Annotated in this window: 16 protein-coding genes; 10 read left to right on the top strand and 6 right to left on the bottom strand. The window is 61.7% G+C overall.

Going from position 1 to position 16517, the window contains the following annotated elements; genetic code table 11:
- Window positions 1–3: 3 nt before the first annotated feature.
- From exbB to ACEN2R_RS16020, 4 genes are all read right to left on the bottom strand, one after another.
- Entirely contained in the window at window positions 4–801 is a 798-nt protein-coding gene (gene exbB / locus ACEN2R_RS16035; RefSeq protein WP_442043686.1) for a tonB-system energizer ExbB, read from the bottom strand.
- Window positions 802–804: 3 nt separating this feature from the next.
- Complete coding sequence (locus ACEN2R_RS16030; protein WP_442043685.1) at window positions 805–1488, bottom strand: Fe2+-dependent dioxygenase; 684 nt, start codon at window positions 1486–1488, stop codon at window positions 805–807.
- 78 nt (window positions 1489–1566) lie between these two features.
- Window positions 1567–4044 carry a TonB-dependent receptor gene (locus ACEN2R_RS16025; protein ID WP_442043684.1) on the bottom strand — a complete coding sequence of 826 codons (2478 nt, stop codon included), beginning with the start codon at window positions 4042–4044 and terminating at the stop codon, window positions 1567–1569.
- Window positions 4045–4315: 271 nt separating this feature from the next.
- Window positions 4316–5275, bottom strand: coding sequence for a LysR family transcriptional regulator (locus ACEN2R_RS16020; protein WP_442043683.1), 960 nt, complete (start codon window positions 5273–5275; stop codon window positions 4316–4318).
- A gap of 111 nt (window positions 5276–5386) precedes the next feature.
- On the opposite strand from ACEN2R_RS16020, the gene ACEN2R_RS16015 reads away from it, so the two are divergent.
- From ACEN2R_RS16015 to ACEN2R_RS15975, 9 genes are all read left to right on the top strand, one after another.
- Entirely contained in the window at window positions 5387–6253 is an 867-nt protein-coding gene (locus ACEN2R_RS16015; protein WP_442043682.1) for an ABC transporter permease, read from the top strand.
- Window positions 6250–7056 (top strand): ABC transporter permease, encoded by an 807-nt coding sequence (locus ACEN2R_RS16010; protein ID WP_442043681.1) that lies wholly within the window; start codon window positions 6250–6252, stop codon window positions 7054–7056. Before ACEN2R_RS16015 ends, ACEN2R_RS16010 begins: the two co-directional genes overlap by 4 nt.
- 41 nt (window positions 7057–7097) lie before the next feature.
- The gene (locus ACEN2R_RS16005; RefSeq protein ID WP_442043680.1) at window positions 7098–8240 is read left to right on the top strand and encodes an extracellular solute-binding protein; all 1143 of its coding nucleotides are present in this window, start codon (window positions 7098–7100) and stop codon (window positions 8238–8240) included.
- Window positions 8241–8312: 72 nt separating this feature from the next.
- Window positions 8313–9401, top strand: coding sequence for an ABC transporter ATP-binding protein (locus ACEN2R_RS16000; protein ID WP_442043679.1), 1089 nt, complete (start codon window positions 8313–8315; stop codon window positions 9399–9401).
- Window positions 9398–10747: an aminotransferase family protein gene (locus ACEN2R_RS15995; RefSeq protein WP_442043678.1), complete on the top strand. Its 1350-nt coding sequence runs from the start codon at window positions 9398–9400 to the stop codon at window positions 10745–10747. The genes ACEN2R_RS16000 and ACEN2R_RS15995 overlap by 4 nt, the downstream gene beginning before the upstream one ends.
- A gap of 10 nt (window positions 10748–10757) precedes the next feature.
- Window positions 10758–11684, top strand: a complete 927-nt coding sequence (locus ACEN2R_RS15990) for a 3-keto-5-aminohexanoate cleavage protein (RefSeq protein WP_442043677.1) — start codon at window positions 10758–10760, stop codon at window positions 11682–11684.
- The gene (locus ACEN2R_RS15985) at window positions 11685–12167 is read left to right on the top strand and encodes a GNAT family N-acetyltransferase (RefSeq protein ID WP_442043676.1); all 483 of its coding nucleotides are present in this window, start codon (window positions 11685–11687) and stop codon (window positions 12165–12167) included.
- Window positions 12164–13183 carry a histone deacetylase family protein gene (locus tag ACEN2R_RS15980; protein ID WP_442043675.1) on the top strand — a complete coding sequence of 340 codons (1020 nt, stop codon included), beginning with the start codon at window positions 12164–12166 and terminating at the stop codon, window positions 13181–13183. The genes ACEN2R_RS15985 and ACEN2R_RS15980 overlap by 4 nt, the downstream gene beginning before the upstream one ends.
- Window positions 13180–14301, top strand: coding sequence for an NAD(P)/FAD-dependent oxidoreductase (locus ACEN2R_RS15975; RefSeq protein WP_442043674.1), 1122 nt, complete (start codon window positions 13180–13182; stop codon window positions 14299–14301). The genes ACEN2R_RS15980 and ACEN2R_RS15975 overlap by 4 nt, the downstream gene beginning before the upstream one ends.
- Window positions 14302–14454: 153 nt before the next feature.
- On the opposite strand, the gene ACEN2R_RS15970 is transcribed toward ACEN2R_RS15975, so the two are convergent.
- Both ACEN2R_RS15970 and ACEN2R_RS15965 read right to left on the bottom strand, forming a co-directional pair.
- Entirely contained in the window at window positions 14455–14985 is a 531-nt protein-coding gene (locus ACEN2R_RS15970) for an adenine phosphoribosyltransferase (RefSeq protein ID WP_442043673.1), read from the bottom strand.
- A gap of 4 nt (window positions 14986–14989) precedes the next feature.
- The gene (locus ACEN2R_RS15965; protein WP_442043672.1) at window positions 14990–15865 is read right to left on the bottom strand and encodes an S-methyl-5'-thioadenosine phosphorylase; all 876 of its coding nucleotides are present in this window, start codon (window positions 15863–15865) and stop codon (window positions 14990–14992) included.
- 30 nt (window positions 15866–15895) lie between these two features.
- Here ACEN2R_RS15965 and ACEN2R_RS15960 point away from each other — a divergent pair, with 30 nt between their 5' ends.
- Window positions 15896–16516, top strand: coding sequence for a flavodoxin family protein (locus ACEN2R_RS15960; protein ID WP_442043671.1), 621 nt, complete (start codon window positions 15896–15898; stop codon window positions 16514–16516).
- The last annotated feature ends 1 nt before the right edge of the window (window position 16517 follow it).

The following is a 16517-nucleotide window of genomic DNA, read 5'->3' as shown; positions in this document are numbered from 1 at the left end:
GTATCACTCCGCCGCTTGCATAAGGGGCGGGGCCAGGGCCGCGCGGTCAAGGTCGCGCGACAGCGTGCGTTGCACCAGCGTCGCCGCATCGGTCAGCATGACGCGGTAGCCGGTGATGGCGCGCGACAACACGTTGTAAAAGATTACCGCCGGAATAGCCGCGACCAGACCCAGCGCAGTCGCCAGCAGCGCCTCTGCAATGCCGGGGGCGACAACGGCAAGGTTGGTGGTGTTGGTTTCCGCAATCGAGACGAAGCTGTTCATGATACCCCAGACCGTGCCGAACAAGCCCACGAAGGGCGCAACGGACCCGACATTGGCCAGAACACCGGTGCCGGCGGCCATGCGCCGGGCGGCGCCGGCCTCGACCCGGGAGAGAGCGGAGTCCGCGCGATCCTTGATCCCGGCGCGGGGCATATCCGCACTGGCGCGATCACGTTCGGTCACCGCGGCGGCGATCATGGCGGACAAGGGGCCACGGCCGCGGGGGGCATTGCCTGCAATCGTCCCCAGCCCGTCCAGCCTGCGATAGCTGCGCCCCAGCCGCAGGCGGGCCACGGCCAGCGTCAGCAGCTTGGCGACAAAGATCGCCCATGTCGCAACCGAGGCAAACGCCAGAGCCACCATCACGGATTGCACGACGATATCAGCGGCCAGGAACATGCCGACGGGCGACATGTGGTCCTGCCCTGCGGTGGCCAGCCAGGTGTTGAATGTCGTCCAGTGGTCGGTGGTGCCCTGTGCGCGGGCGCGACCGGCGGTCAGTATCAGGGGGACAAGGGCGATGGGGATATGGCGCATGGTTCAAACCTCGGACCAGAGACGGATCATGTTGTGATAAAGGCCGGTCAGGCGCACGACCTCGGCGTCGTCGCTGCCCAGACGTTCGGCCAGCGCCTGAATCGTCTGGTCCAGATCGAACAGCATCGTGCGCTGTTCGTTCGACCGCACCATGCTTTGCAGCCAGAAGAACGACGACACCCGCGCGCCGCGGGTGACGGGCAGGACTTCGTGCAACGACGTAGAGGGATAAAGCACCATATCCCCCGCCGCCAGTTTGACCGCCTGCGTGCCGTAGTGGTCCTCGATCACCAGTTCGCCGCCGTCGTAGTCGTCCGGCTCTGACAGGAACAACGTCATCGACAGATCGGCGCGCAGGCGTTCCTGCGTCAGTGGTGAAACGCGAATGGCGTTGTCGACGTGGACACCGAAGGTCTGTCCGGTCTCGTATCGGTTGAACATCGGCGGCAGGATGCGCAGCGGCAGGGCGGCAGACAGGAACAGTGGATGCGCGGTCAGCGCGCGCAGCACCTGTGCGCCCAGTTCGCGTGCCTCTGTGCCGTCAACGGGCAGCTGCTGGTTGCGCTTCACGCTTCGGGATTGCACGCCTGCGGTCTGACGCCCGTCCTGCCATTGGGCGGTGTCCAGCCTGTCGCGCAGCGCGCGCACTGCGGCCTTGTCCAGAACCTGAGGGATCGTGATCAACATGTCGGCCTGCCTGTCTTGGTGGGAAATGACGTCGCGCGGGCAATTCGGGAACCGCCCGCGCGGGTGGTGAAGGTGGAACTAGAACGTGAAATTGACCGCCGCCCAGATTTCGCGGCCCGGTGCGACATAGGTGAATGGCTCGCCTGAACGATAGGCCGCGTCATAGACCGTCTGGTTGGTCGCATTGGTCACGCCAAACCGGATTTCGGTTGTATCCGCCAGATGGTAGGACCCGACGATGTCGAAGGTCCAATGTTCGGGCAGCGTTTTGCCATTGGCATAGGTGCCGCCCAATGCGCGATCGCCCACATAGTTGGTTTGCAGGCCCAGCATCAGATCCTTGGTCACGTCATAGGTTGCCAACAGGTTCAACTGCGCCCCGGCGATGTTGGGCACTTTTTTCCCCAGCGCGTTCGGGTCCTGGCTTTCAAGGATTTCGCTGTCCATCAGGACCAGCCCGCCATAAAGGCCAAGACGGTCATGCACCTTGCCTGCGACGCCCAGTTCAAGGCCCTGCACCTGATACCTTAGTGTATCATAGGTGACCGAATTGCCCCGACCGCCGATATCTTCGCGTGCGTTGTCCTTGGTGGTGCGGAAAAGGGCGGCGGTCAGCAACAGGTTTCTGGCGTATTCATACTTTACCCCCACCTCAAGCGACGTGTTCTTTTCCGGCGCAAGCGCCTGTCCGTTCTCGTCCAGACCGCCATAGAAACCGCCGCCCGATGCAATCTCTTGCCCCATCGGGTTGGTCGACGTCGCAACCGCACCATAGAAGGTCAACGCCACTTGCGGCTTGTAGGTGACGCCCGCGTTCCAGTTCCACATTGTGTCCTTGCGGCCATAAGAGGTCACGGTGCCGGCACCGTTGTCGCTGTCGCGTTTCACGTCGTAATGATCGACCCTGACACCGCCGTTCACGGCCCATTTTTCAGACAGTTGAACGGTATCCAGTGCATAAATCGAGGCGGTCCGCACGCGGGTATCGGTGTGACCAGCGGCCAGAGACGCGCTTTCACCGGACCAGCAACCAGCCGCAATTGGATCGGGGTCGATAACGCTGACCACGCAACCGCGCGCGCCTGCGGGGGGCAGGTAATCCTCGCTTGTCAAATTGTCGTATCCATAGGTCGCGACGCGCTCTTCGCTAAGATGCAGACCCAGAACATAGCTGTGATCGACGCCGCCCAGTGTGGATTTTCCGGTCAGCTCCAGTTCATTGGCCAACACCTCTGTTTCCTGATACCGGCTTTTGAAACTAAGGCTTGTGGTCCAGTCGGCAGGGTTGGTCGAGCCGTTGTCATCGACGGAACTGGGCGCTGTCAGGATATAGTCGTTGATCGCCGATGATGCGCGCAGGGTGTTGCTCAGGGTCATGCCGTTGTCGATTTCCCAGATCAGCCGGCCCGTGGCGACCGTGCTGCTGGCATCCTGGAAATCGCGCCCTTTGACGCCGTAAAAGATGTCCCGATCGACGCCGAATTCGGTGACCGGCCCGGTCGGCAGGCCCAAGGCGTTTGCCTCGTCGACGGGCGCGATAAAGGGCACACCCCAATCCGGCGTCTGCTCGACTTTGGTATAAGTAAGGTCGCCTTCCAGTGTGACGGTGTCTGTCAGCTTGTAACGCGCGGCGGCGGCCAGGCCTTCGCGGTCGTCCTGCACAGACTCGCGGCCAGCAACTTCGCCATCCTGCAACAGGCCGTTAAGGCGGACCGCAAACCGGTCGTCCATGACGCGGTTGACGTCAAAGGTCGTGCGCTTGGTTCCGGCGTCTGTCAGCATGGTGCCGAACTGCGTGAAATCCAAGTCCTGCGGCTTTTTCGTCGCGATGTTCAGCGCACCACCCGTGGTGCCGCGCCCGCCGATGGTGCCGGCAGGACCTTTCAGCACTTCGACTTGTTCGGTGTTGAAGGTTTCCCGCACGCCGATGCCCGGATCGCGGACGCCGTCGACATAAACGTCGTTGTTGGCCTTGAAGCCACGGATATACAGGTTGTCGCCAAAGGCATTGCCGCCCTCGCCGAAGCCAAGAGAGATGCCGGGCGTGGTTCGGGCCAGTTCGCGCACAGAGGTCGTGCCGGTGGTTTCCAGCGCCTCCTTGGTCACGGCGGTGACGGTGCGGGGCATATCGCGCACCTTGCCGGGAAGCTTGCCGATCGACAGGGTGTCGGCCTTCAGTGCTGCATTCGGATCGGCATACCGGTCGTTTCCGGCGCGTGCCTTTGCCGCTGCGGTCCTGGCCTCTGCCGCTGCGGCCTCGCTGGCCGCCGCGTCTTCGGCTGCGCATACGGGGGTGCCTGCGAAATCAGGGGTGCAAAGCTGCGGTGCGGCGGGTGTGGAACGCGGGCTTGCGGCACGGCGCAGGGTTTGCGGTGCGCGGACCGGGGTGGGTGCGACCTCTGTGGTTTCGACGTCGACGGTCGGCAGGACAAAAACATCGTCGCTGGCTGTCTGGGCCGAGGCTGCGCCCGCAAGGCAGGCCGCAGTCAGAGTGGCCCCCAAAAGGCCCGAATTGGTGCGCCGCGAAACGGCAGTCGTATTGCGAAAAGAGCGCATGTCGTTATCCCTCGTTCAAGTTTTTCCAGTCCGGACCATTGGTGGTTGCGGACGCTCTGGCTGGCTTGAAGAGGGCGGATCATGCCCCGTGGCTGGCGTTCGTAAAGCAAGGGTCGGATACTTGACAGTTTTTGTCATGTAAAGGTCGAAAATGCGTGCGGCCTTCACATATCACCTGCGCGAACCCGGATTTCTGTCGCGCGTGGAAGATGGGCATTTACACCGGGGGGCGCGGTCAGGCGACTGGCTGCATCAGGAAAAACGCCCCGTGTCAGGCATAGATGCGCTGTTCCATCGGGGTGGTTTCGATCTTGTCCAGAAGGTCGGCAAGCAACGTCGCCTCGGCGCGATTCGTGCGGGCGTTGGGGTTCCAGACGACATGCACATCGACATGGGGCGGGGCGTCGAACGGTGGCAGGCGCCACAATCGCCCCATCTCGACATCTTCGCGCACCACATGGATGGGCAGTGGCCCGATGCCAAGCCCCGCCACGATCATCCGGCGCACTTCCTCCAGATTGGGAGAGGTTCCGACGATCCGTGCATCCAGCTGCGCCTCTGTTCGCATCAGCGTGACAGCCCGCAGCGCGTCATTCATCTGGTCGGTGATGAAACTGACCGAGGACTGACCCGCCAGATCCGCCATCGTCACCCCCGTTTTGCCGAACAAGGCGTGTGTCGGGCCGCAGAACAGGCCGAAGTATTCGCGAAACAGGCGCCGGTATTCCAAGCGCGGGCTTAGATCCTTGACCAGACAGACCGCAAAAGACACACGGCGCGCGGTGACTGCGGCCAAGGCGTCCTTGCTGGCCATCGCCTCGATCGACAGGGTGGCGCGGGGGTGACGGGCGTGAAAGTCCGACAGGGCAGCGTCAAGAAGCGGGCAGACGACGTGGCTGGCTGTGGCGATGCGGACAAGCCCCTGAACCTCGTTCTCGACATTCCGCATGACCGTTCCAAGCCGCAGGATCGCGCCGTGAATGTCTATCGTCTCGTCATACAGCAGTTTACCGGCATCGGTCAGGGCAAACCGCCCCGGTTTACGCTCTACCAACTGCTTTCCCAGACGATCTTCCAGCCGTTTCAGCGCACTTGAAACCGTGGGCTGTTTCAGGGTGAGGCGGTCGGCGGCGTCGGTGATAGACCGTGACGTGGCAATCACCAGAAAGGTGCGCAAAAGATTCCAGTCCAGTTCGCGGGCCAGCCGTTCGGCGGATGTTTCCTGATTCATAGGCTATTGATACCATCTATATCCACAATATCAATTATCTATTGGATCAATATCAAGACTCGCCCCATGCTGGTCGATGCAAAGCTGTCTGTCTTGAAGAGGTCTGCACCTATGAGCATCGAAGCCCGCGAGGCACGCCAGCCATGGATCCTGTTGGCACCGGCTTTGACGGCCGTGTTCCTGCTGTTGATCGTGCCGCTGCTGTTTATCGTGGTCTATTCGTTCTGGCTGCGCAGTGCCGTGGGCGCCGATACGCCGGGGTTCTTTCTGGACAACTGGAAAGCGGCGCTGACCGACCGCTTTTACCGCGACATCTTGCTGAACACGCTGAAGATTTCGGCAATTACGACGATCGCCTGTGCCCTGCTGGGGTATCCGGCGGCCTATTTCATATCCCGATCGAGGGGCAACAAGATGATCCTGTTGATCATGCTGATGCTGCCGTTCTGGATCAGCTACATCATCCGCACGATGAGCTGGATCAACATTCTGGGGGTATCTGGTGCGCTGAACTCTGCCCTGCTTTGGGTCGGTGTCATCTCGGACCCGATTCAGATGCTTTACAATGAAACCACCGTCATTCTGGGCCTGACGCATTTCTTGCTGCCCTTCATGGTGCTTAATATTTTCGTCAGCCTTGATGGCATCGACACCAGTCTGGAGGATGCGGCAGCGTCTTTGGGGGCAACGCGCTGGCAGGCATTCCTGCAAGTCACGCTGCCGCTGTCGCTGCCGGGACTGGCCGCCGGTGGCCTGCTGTGTTTCGTGCTGGGCGCGGGCACCTACATCACGCCCATCGTTCTGGGTGGCCCGCGCGACGCGATGTTCGCCAATCTGGTGTTCGAGGCGATCATCCGGCAGCTGAACTGGCCGCTGGGGTCTGCCCTGTCGCTGATGTTGCTGATGGTGCTGGGTGTTCTGGTGCTGATCTACAACCGGTATCTGGGCATGGCCCAGCTTGCAAAGGGGCTGGGATGATGGGGGGCCGCGCGAATTTCGGATGGGGTTTGATCCGCATCTACACCGTTCTTGTCTATGTCTTCATGTTCCTGCCGATCGCGGTTGTCGTGCTGTTGTCCTTCAATGCGAACCAGTTCGGCAGCTTTCCGATGACCGGGCTGTCAACGCGCTGGTTCGAGGCCCTGTGGCAGAACGAGACGATCATGCGGGCCTTCCGCACCTCTATCGTGCTGGGCCTGATGACGGCGATTATCTCGACCACACTGGGGGTTCTCGCCAGTCTGGCGCTGGTCAGATACAAGGTGCCGGGCCGCAATCTGATCACCACGCTTTTGATCGCGCCGATCCTTGTGCCAGAGGTCGTTCTGGCGGTCGCTTTGCTGTTGTTCCTGAATTTCCTTCAGATCGGCAAAAGCTTTACCCTGCTGCTGATGGGTCATGTGATTTTCACGTTGCCCTTCGTCATTCTTGTGGTGCAGGCGCGGCTGGTCAGCATAAAGCGCGATGTCGAAGAGGCCGCCCTTAGCCTTGGCGCATCGCCGCGCCAGACGTTTCTGACGATCACCCTGCCTTTGTTGATGCCGGCGGTTGCGGCGGGCGGGTTGTTTGCCTTTACCATCAGCTTTGACGACATCACCGGCACATTGTTCTGGAAACCGGGCGGCATCGAAACCGTCCCGACCCAGATTTTCTCGATGCTGCGCAACTCGATCTCGCCCGAAATCAACGCCTTGGGGACAGTCATTATCATGTTGACGGTCGGGTTGCCTTTGCTGGGTCTGTCGATTGTCAGGCGCATGAACAAAACGAGCGGCGGATGAACCGCCCGAACCACCAACACAACCAACATGGAGACTGCAACATGGATGATACAACACGATATGAACGCCTGCGCGACCGTTTTCAGAACGGCGATATCGACCGCCGAAAATTTCTTGGCCTGATCGGGGCTGCCGGTGTGGCCTATGGTGTGCAGACACCCTTTGCCAAATACGCCAACGCACAGACCGTGTCGCAGGTGCGGTTCGATGGCTGGGGCGGCACCGTGTCCGAGGCGTTCCGCAAGCATGCCTTTGATCCCTACACCGCAAAGACCGGCATCACCGTTGTCGACGGCACATTTCCGGGCGGCGACGAATATCTTGCGCTGGTCCGCGCCAGCAAAGAGGGGGAATACAACATTGCCCATCTGTCGGGCGTGTTCGACTATGCCCGCTATTACAGCTTTGGCTTGGCCAGCGCACTGAACCTCGACAATATCCCGAATATGAAACTGGTGATGCCCGCGTTGACCAACGCCTTTGCCGCCGTCACCCCCGACAGCCTTAGCGCGGTTCCCTATGATTACGGCACCACGGGCCTTGCCTATAACCGCAAATACATTTCGGACGAGGAAATGAAAGAGAAGGGCGCGAAGATCCTGATCGACGCGGCCTACAAGGGCAAGATCGGCGGGTGGAGCGATTGGCGGACCCGTATCTGGTATGGCGCGCTGCAAACCGATCAGGACCCGAACAACATCACCGACATCGAGGCGGTCTGGAATGCAGTGCGCGCGCACCGGGATCTGGCGCTGAAATACTGGGCGTCGGGTGCCGAGCTGATGAGCCTTCTGGCAGAGGAGGAGATCTATGTGACCGAAGGCTGGTCGGGCCGCATCTATGCCTTGCAGGAGCAGGGCCATGACATCGGCTACTACGATCCGCCGAACGGTTTCGGCTGGCAGGAATGTCTGTTCGTCCTGAAGGGCAGCCCGATGGCCGCCTGCGAGGAACTTCTGAACTTTATGCTTGATCCCGCCACCTCTATCGCGGTGGCCGAGGGGCAGGGTTATCCCCCCGCGCTTGACCCGACCAAGGTCGATCTGGGCAGCACCATTCCAAAGCTACCCGCCTTTGATCCGACCGGCACGCTGTCCGGCCTGACCTTTGCCAATCCCGGCTATTGGAACGGCAACGAGGCCGAATGGTCGGAAACCTTCAGCCGCGTCCAGCGCGGATACTGATCGTTGAAACCACCCGATCCTGCCGGTTGTGCAGGGTCGGGACACCCGTTCCATTATCGGAGACAGGCCGCCGTGAGCGCAGTATCCCTAACCAATATCGTCAAGAAGTTCGGTTCATTCACCGCCGTTCACCGCATGTCGCTGGACATTGCCGAGGGCAGCTTTGTGACCCTTCTGGGGCCGTCCGGTTGCGGCAAGACCACGACGCTGCGGATGATCGCGGGTCTGCTGGACCCGACCGAAGGCGAGATTGCGATCAATGGTCGCCGGATGAACGATGTGCCGATCCACAAGCGCAATCTGGGGCTGGTATTCCAGAACTACGCCCTGTTTCCGCACAAGACCGTGGCCGAAAACATCGCCTTTGGCCTGAACTACAGGAACATCTCCAAGGACGAGACGCAGCGCAAGGTCAGAGAGGCGCTGGACCTTGTGCAACTGCCCGATCTGGGCGCGCGCTATCCCAAAGAACTGTCGGGCGGGCAGCAGCAGCGCATCGCCCTTGCCCGCGCCATTGTCATTGAGCCGGATGTTTTGTTGCTGGATGAACCGCTGTCCGCGCTGGATGCCAACCTGCGCGAGGATATGCGGGTAGAACTGAAACGCATCCAGCAACGGATCGGCGTAACGACTGTGTTCGTGACCCATGACCAGACCGAAGCCCTTGCAATGTCGGACCAGATCATCGTGATGTCAAAGGGGCGGGTTGAACAGGTCGGCTCTCCCGAGGAGGTCTACAATAACCCTGCGTCGGAATTCATCGCGCAGTTTCTGGGGGCGTCGAACATCCTTTCGGGCGTTTGTCTTGGCCTTCAGGGCGACGAGATCGGTCTGGACATCGCAGGCTTTCCGCCATTGGCCATCCCCCGAAGCCGTGCGCCGCAGATCGCGGGCGCGGGGCCGGCGAAATTGGTGATCCGCGCGGAAAAGCTGCATCTTTTGCCTGCGGATGCGCCCGACGATGGCCGCCTCTCGGTCATGGCCACCGTCGAGAACGTGGATTATCAGGGGCAATCCGCCCGTTATTTCCTGCGCGTGGCCGACCATACGATGCAGGCGATCAACATGATCGAGGACCGTCCGTTTTCCCTGGGGGCAGACGTCTTGTTGCGGTTCAGGGCAAAAGACTGTTCCGCCCTTCCGGTTAGGCAATCGACATGACCCGCAAAAGCCATTTGTTCTACCAGACCCGCGCGCGCCGCCCGATGCTGGCCGAGGCCAAGGGTGTCTATATGTGGGATGTCGACGGCAACCGCTATCTGGATGGATCGTCCGGGGCGATGGTCAGCAACATCGGCCATTCCGACCCGCGTGTGATCGAGGCAATGCGCCGCCAAATGGAGAAATCAACCTTCGGCTACCGGCTGCATTTCGAATCCGAACCCGGAGAGCATCTGGCCGAAAAGGTGGCCGGCCTGTCCCCCGAGGGCATGGAGAAAGTGTTTTTCGTGTCGGGTGGGTCCGAAGCCGTTGAAAGTGCCATCAAACTGGCGCGCCAATATGCGGTGACGGTCGGTCAGGCGTCGCGCTGGAAGGTGATCTCGCGCAGTCCCAGCTATCATGGATCAACCTTGGGTGCGCTGGCGCTGACCGGCTATGCGCCCCTTTGCGACCCGTTCCAGCCGATGATGCAGGCGATGCCGAAAATCCCCGCCCCCCGCGCCTATCTTGATGGGCTGGATATGGATGACCCCGCGACCGGCCTGCATTATGCCGCCATGCTGGAGGCGAAAATTCTGGAGGAAGGCGCGGATAGCGTTCTGGCCTTTATTCAGGAACCCATCGGCGGCGCGTCGACCGGCGCGCTGGTGCCGCCTGCGGGCTATATGCAGGCGGTGCGCGAGATTTGCGACCGGCATGGCGTAATCCTGATCCACGACGAGGTCATGTCGGGCGGCGGGCGCACGGGGCGGTTTATGGGGGCCGAACATTGGGGCGTGGCACCCGACATAATCGCGATTTCCAAGGGGTTCGGCGCGGGATATGCGCCTTTGGGGGCGATGATCGCCCACGAGCGTTTTGTAAATCCGGTTCTGGATGCGGGCGGGTTCATGCACGGCCATACCTATGCGGGCAATCCGCTGGCCTGTGCCGCCGGTCTTGCCGTGCTGGATGTGATCGAGACGGACGGGCTGATGCAGAACGCCGCAACAATCGGCGGGCTGCTGAAATCCCGGCTGCGGGATCTGATGCAGCGGTTCCCGTTTATCGGGGATGTGCGCGGCGAAGGGTTGCTGCTTGCGTTCGAGCTGGTGTCTGATCGGCGGACGATGGCACCTTTGCCGAAAGAATTGTCGGCCTATGTGGAATTGGTCGAACTCGCCTATGCGCAGGGGCTGATCATCTACTCGCGCCGCACGCGCGGCGGGATAGATGGCGATCATTTCCTTGTCTGCCCGCCGATGATCGCGACCGAAGACCATGTCGAGGAGATCATCGGGAAGCTGACCATCGCACTGGACCAGTTCGCGGCCAAAGCCGGACTTGTCCTTGCGCGGTGCGGGTAAGGGAACGACCATGTCCAAGATTATCATTTCCTGCGCTATTACCGGGTCCATCCACACGCCGTCGATGTCGCCGCACCTGCCGGTCACGGGGCCACAGATTGCCGAACAGGCGATTGACGCGGCAGAGGCGGGGGCCGCTATTCTGCATCTGCATGCCCGCGATCCGCAAACCGGAAAACCTTCGTCCGAGGCACGCGATTTCATGGGGTTTTTGCCCGTGGTAAAGGCGGGCACCGATGCAATCGTGAACCTGACGACGGGCGGCAGCGCCACCATGACGATCGAACAGCGTCTGGCGGGGCCGCTGATGGCCGAACCGGAAATGTGTTCGCTGAACATGGGAACAATGAACTTTGCGCTTTACCCGATGCTGGGCAAGCGCACCGACTGGCTGCACGACTGGGAAGAGCCGTTCCTGCGGGCGTCTGACGATCTGGTGTTCAAGAACACCCCGCGCGATATAGCCAATGTTCTGCGACTGATGGGGCAAGAGCGTGGCGCGCGGTTCGAATTCGAATGCTATGATGTCGGGCATCTTTACATGCTGCGCCATTTCGTCGATCGCGGCCTGATCGACGCGCCGATCTTTATCCAGTTCGTCATGGGGGTTCTGGGCGGGATTGCCGCAGAACCCGAACACCTGACCCACCTGAAGAAAACCGCCGATACCCTGTTCGGTGCGACCTACACATTCTCTGTTCTTGCGGCGGGGCGCCAGCAAATGGCGATGGCGGCGATGGCGGCGGGTATGGGGGGGCATGTGCGCGTCGGGTTGGAGGACAACCTGTATATCTCGCGCGGGCAGCTTGCGGTATCGAACGCGCAACAGGTGGAAAAGATCCGCTCCATCGTCGAGGCCCTGGGTCGCGAGGTGGCGACCCCCCCTGAGGCCCGCGCGATGCTTGGCCTGAAGGGGCTGGCTGCGGTGGCGTTCTAGGTGGCGCAGGTTGTCTTCAGACAGGCACAGCCGGCGGATATTGCCCGATTGAATGCCGCCTTGCGAAACCTGTCGGCGACAATGGGCGACACCCACCGGACAAGCGACGCGGATCTGGCACAGGCCGCCTTCGGCGCGGTGCCCGCGTTTTACGCCGAACTGGCGGAAATGGGTGGCGCTTTGGTCGGTGTGGCGGTCTATTCGCCGCTTTATTCCACCATCCGCGGCATGGCCGGTGCCTATGTGTCGGATCTTTGGGTGGAGGATGCGCTGCGCGGCCAAGGGCTTGGTGCGCGAGTGTTGGGGGCGGTGCGGGACCGCGCAAAGGCGGAATGGTCGGCGGGATTCCTGCGGCTGGCGGTCTATGCGGACAACCCCCGCGCGGTGGCGTTTTACACGAGGCTCGGCTTTTCAACACTGCCGGGTGACATCTATATGACCCTTGAAGGTACGGCGCTTAGCGCCGTCGGAGGAGACCTATGAAAGCAATATTCGACGACCGCCAGCGGGCCCACGACCCCAGGAATTTCATGGCGAACGGGCAGCCCCTGCCAAACCCCGAACAACCCCGCCGGATCGAGGTGTTATCGGACGGCGCCCGCGCCGCGGGTTGCGCATTCGAGGCGCCGCGCGATCATGGGACGGGACCGATTGCCGCGATCCATTCGCCGGAATACCTGACATTTCTGTCCACCATTCACGCAAGGTGGAGCAGGATCGAGGGGGCCTCGGACGAGGTGATCCCCAACATCCACCCGGACAGGCGCACGGCAAGCTATCCACGATCGGCGGCGGGGCAGGCGGGGTTCCATCAGGCCGATACCGCCTGCCCGATTGCCGCCGGAACATGGGAGGCGGCCTACTGGTCGGCGCAGACGGCCCTTGGTGGCGTTGATGCGGTTCTTGGTGGCGAACGTGCGGCCTATGCGCTGTGCCGCCCGCCCGGACATCATGCCTTTGGCGATCTTGCGGGCGGGTTCTGCTTTCTCAACAACTCTGCCATCGCGGCAGAGACCTTGTCGAAGGCCGGACGCAGACCGGCGATTCTGGATATCGACGTGCATCACGGCAATGGCACACAGGGCATTTTCTATCACCGCCGGGATGTTTTGACGGTGTCTATCCATGCCGACCCGATCCGGTTCTATCCGTTTTTCTGGGGCCATGCCGACGAGCGCGGCGCGGGCGAGGGGCTGGGATACAACCTGAACCTGCCAATGCCGCGTGGCACCACGGACGCGCAATTCCTCGAGGTTCTGACAACCGCATTGGCGCGGATCGAGATGTTCGGGGCCGATGTTCTGGTGGTTGCACTTGGGTTGGACGCCCATGAAAACGATCCGTTTCAGGGGTTCAAGGTCACGACGCCCGGATTTGCCCGCATCGCGCAGGCGATTGCGGCGACGGGGCTGCCATCGGTTATTGTGCAGGAGGGCGGCTATCTTTCCGACGATCTTGGTGCCAACCTGACCAGCTTTTTGTCGGGGTATCGGACATGACGACGGTGATCCGCGATGTTCTGGTCATCGGTGGCGGCATTGCCGGCATCAGCGTTGCCGCGCGGATCGCTGCGGATGCGACAGTGACCGTGCTGGAGGGCGAGCCGGTGATCGGCCACCATTCCACCGGCAGGTCCGCCGCGATTTTTATCCGCAACTACGGCAATGCAACCTTGCGGGCGCTGAATGCGGCCTCTGTCAGGTTTCTGATGCAGCCCGACGGCATCGCGGACAGCAGTCTGCTATCGCCGCGCGGCGAGATGCTGGTCGCAACCGAGGAAGAGCTTGGCGATCTCGAGGCCTATATTGAAGGCGGCGAGGGGCTGGAGCGCTTGACCGCCGCCGAAGCGGTCGAAATTGTTCCGATCCTGCGCAAAGACGCGATCGCGGGTGCGGTCATTGAATGGGATGCGCAGGATATCGACGTTGACAGGATGCTTCAGGGTTTTGCCAGACACCTGCGGTCCAAGGGCGGGCAGATCGTGACGGGCGCGCGGGTGACATCCATCACGCGACAGGATGGTGGCTGGCGCGTCAAGACCGACACGCAGGATTACTTTGCACCGGTCTTGATCAATGCGGCGGGTGGTTGGGCCGACCGGATTGCGGCGCTGGCAGGTGTGGTGCCTGTTGGCATTCGCGCCCTGCGCCGGTCGGCTGCGTTAATTCCTGCGCCGGACGGGCATGACATCAGCCGCTGGCCGCTGTTCGCCAGCGCATCCGAGCAGTGGTACGCAAAGCCAGAGGCCGGCAAGCTGATGATCTCTCCCGCAGACGAGGACGAGGTCGAGCCGCACGATGTCTGGGCCGATGACATGGTCCTTGCCGAAGGTCTTCACCGGTATGAACAAGCGGTCACAGTGCCCGTGACCCGCGTCGAACATTCATGGGCGGGTATGCGCAGTTTTGTGGCGGACCGGACGCCAGTTGCCGGATTTTCCCCGGATGCCGACGGGTTTCTATGGCTGGCGGGGCAGGGCGGTTATGGCGTGCAGACAGCGCCTGCGCTGTCGCAACTGGTGGCTGATCTGTGTTTGGGGCGCACCCCGTCCCTGAACCGCGATGTGGTTGACGCCCTTGCCGCATCCAGACCGTCACTGACCCATTCGAAGGGCTGAGACACTGAACGCGATGTGAACCGCGTGGCCCGGACCTGCCAAAACGAAACGCCCTGCCGGGGGAAGGCAGGGCGCTCAGACATTCGTCTATGCAAGCAGACGCCCGTGATCAGCGGGTGTGATCTGTCTAGAGCGATTCCATTGCCAAATGATTTACGCGCCTTCAAACGCGCAAAGCGCGTGCACTTTCATGCCAAGGCGTTCCAGACGTTTGCGCCCGCCCAGATCGGGCAGATCGATGACAAAGGAACAGGCGATAACCTCGGCTCCCAGACGTTCGCACAGCTTGATCCCCGCCTCGGCTGTTCCGCCTGTCGCAAGCAGGTCATCCACCATAAGAACCTTTTCACCGGCTTGCAGCGCGTCGTCATGCACCTCGACGGTGGCCTGGCCATATTCCAGCGTATAGTCTTCGGAAATCACGGCACCGGGCAGTTTGCCCTTTTTGCGGATCGGCACGAACCCCACGGACAACTGATGCGCAATCGCCCCGCCAAGGATAAAGCCGCGCGCCTCTAGCCCGACGACCTTGTCGATGCGCAATCCGGCGTAGGGATGCAGCATCTGGTCGACGGTAATCCGGAACCCGCGCGGATCGGCGAACAGCGTGGTCACATCGCGGAACATGATCCCCTCATGCGGAAAGTCGGGGATCGTGCGGATATAGTCTTTTACGGTTTTCATAGGTTTAGTGTCCGATCATGCGGCCAGCGACCGCGTCAAGTTTTTGCATCAGGGCGGGGTCGCGTTTGGCGGGGGCGGTCATCAACGCGTGGTCCAGCGCGCGATCGCAGCCATGCGGGCAGGGCGCGCGCGTGCCGCCCAACAGCGCCGGAAGCCGGGCCACCAGCCCCCGCGCATGGCCCGCGTTTCCGGTCAGCGTGGCGATGATCTGTGCGATATCGACCGCGCCATGATCGTCGTGCCAGCTGTCATAGTCGGTGATCATGGCGACACTGGCATAGCAAAGCTCTGCCTCGCGGGCGAGTTTCGCCTCTGGCATATTGGTCATGCCGATCACATCCGCGCCCCAGACATCGCGGTACAGTCTGGATTCCGCAATTGTGCTGAACTGCGGACCTTCCATCGCCAGATAGGTGCCGCCGCTGTGCACGGTCACCCCCTGCGCCTGCGCGGCGGCCAGACAGGCGGCACCCAGACGCGGGCATGTGGGATGCGCGACACTGACATGGGCAACGCAGCCCGTGCCAAAAAAGGACTTTTCGCGGGCAAAGGTGCGGTCGATGAACTGATCGATGATGACGAAATCACCCGGCGCCATGTCTTCGCGGAACGAGCCGCAGGCCGAGACGGAAATCACATCCGTCACGCCAAGCCGTTTCAACGCATCGATATTCGCGCGGTAGGGCACGGTGCTGGGCGAATGCACATGGCCGCGACCGTGGCGGGGCAGAAACGCCATTTTGACCCCGTCCAGCGTGCCGGTCAGAATGTCATCCGATGGTGCCCCCCAAGGGCTGCTGACGGTCTGCCAGCGGGCGTCCTTCAGGCCGTCGATTTCGTATACGCCCGACCCGCCGATCACCCCGATTACCGTATCCATGTTCCACACAATCCCTGATGGTATTTCGATATGACCCTATTCAACCTGACGCATGGGGAAAAGGCCGGATTTCGGGGCGGGGCGGGGTTTGACCTGCTTGACGGGCGTCAAGGCTGTGCACGTCGAAATGAGGGATGTTGGTGCGACACGCGGTTGCACGGGGCACAGAAGGGCAAGGATATGAAGACGCTGATCATCTACTATTCGCTGACAGGCACGACGCGCACCCTTGCCCGGCGGCTGGCGACCGCACTGGATGCGGACCTGACAGAGCTGACCTGCAAACGGTATTCGCGCGGGGTTTTTGGGTATCTTATGGCGGCCTTTGACAGCCTGCGGGGGCACTTGCCGGATATCGGTGCCGCGCCATCTGCGCAGGGCTATGATCTGGTGCTGCTGGGTGCCCCGATCTGGGTGGGGCGTCCGGCCCCGCCGATACGTGCCTATCTGGCGACCCGCCCCGATCTGCCGGAACGGGTGGGGGTATTCCTGACATCCGGTGGCCCGGGGCCGCACGGCACGGCGGATGCGATCCTGCGCGACGCATTGCCGAACGGCTGGGTTGCGCATCTTGTCGCGACAGACAAAAGCGTGAAAAGCGGTGAAAGCCGAACGCAGGAATCGTCGTTCCTGCGGGATCTGGCGGGGTAGG

The sequence above is a fragment of the Pseudogemmobacter sp. W21_MBD1_M6 genome (assembly GCF_052119585.1).
Taxonomy (GTDB): Bacteria; Pseudomonadota; Alphaproteobacteria; order Rhodobacterales; family Rhodobacteraceae; genus JBGQOJ01.
Note: the sequence above shows the minus strand (reverse complement) of the source record. Positions and strands in the feature narration are given on the sequence as shown.

Excerpts from the sequence above, each read along its gene's own strand:
- ACEN2R_RS15990 (WP_442043677.1), top strand. The coding sequence starts at position 10,758 with ATGTCCAAGATTATCATTTCCTGCGCTATTACCGGGTCCATCCACACG.
- ACEN2R_RS15995 (WP_442043678.1), top strand. The coding sequence starts at position 9,398 with ATGACCCGCAAAAGCCATTTGTTCTACCAGACCCGCGCGCGCCGCCCG.
- ACEN2R_RS16030 (WP_442043685.1), bottom strand. The coding sequence starts at position 1,488 with ATGTTGATCACGATCCCTCAGGTTCTGGACAAGGCCGCAGTGCGCGCG.
- ACEN2R_RS15980 (WP_442043675.1), top strand. The coding sequence starts at position 12,164 with ATGAAAGCAATATTCGACGACCGCCAGCGGGCCCACGACCCCAGGAAT.
- ACEN2R_RS16010 (WP_442043681.1), top strand. The coding sequence starts at position 6,250 with ATGATGGGGGGCCGCGCGAATTTCGGATGGGGTTTGATCCGCATCTAC.
- ACEN2R_RS16015 (WP_442043682.1), top strand. The coding sequence starts at position 5,387 with ATGAGCATCGAAGCCCGCGAGGCACGCCAGCCATGGATCCTGTTGGCA.
- ACEN2R_RS16005 (WP_442043680.1), top strand. The coding sequence starts at position 7,098 with ATGGATGATACAACACGATATGAACGCCTGCGCGACCGTTTTCAGAAC.
- ACEN2R_RS16020 (WP_442043683.1), bottom strand. The coding sequence starts at position 5,275 with ATGAATCAGGAAACATCCGCCGAACGGCTGGCCCGCGAACTGGACTGG.
- ACEN2R_RS15975 (WP_442043674.1), top strand. The coding sequence starts at position 13,180 with ATGACGACGGTGATCCGCGATGTTCTGGTCATCGGTGGCGGCATTGCC.
- ACEN2R_RS16025 (WP_442043684.1), bottom strand. The coding sequence starts at position 4,044 with ATGCGCTCTTTTCGCAATACGACTGCCGTTTCGCGGCGCACCAATTCG.
- exbB (WP_442043686.1), bottom strand. The coding sequence starts at position 801 with ATGCGCCATATCCCCATCGCCCTTGTCCCCCTGATACTGACCGCCGGT.
- ACEN2R_RS15960 (WP_442043671.1), top strand. The coding sequence starts at position 15,896 with ATGACCCTATTCAACCTGACGCATGGGGAAAAGGCCGGATTTCGGGGC.
- ACEN2R_RS15970 (WP_442043673.1), bottom strand. The coding sequence starts at position 14,985 with ATGAAAACCGTAAAAGACTATATCCGCACGATCCCCGACTTTCCGCAT.
- ACEN2R_RS15965 (WP_442043672.1), bottom strand. The coding sequence starts at position 15,865 with ATGGATACGGTAATCGGGGTGATCGGCGGGTCGGGCGTATACGAAATC.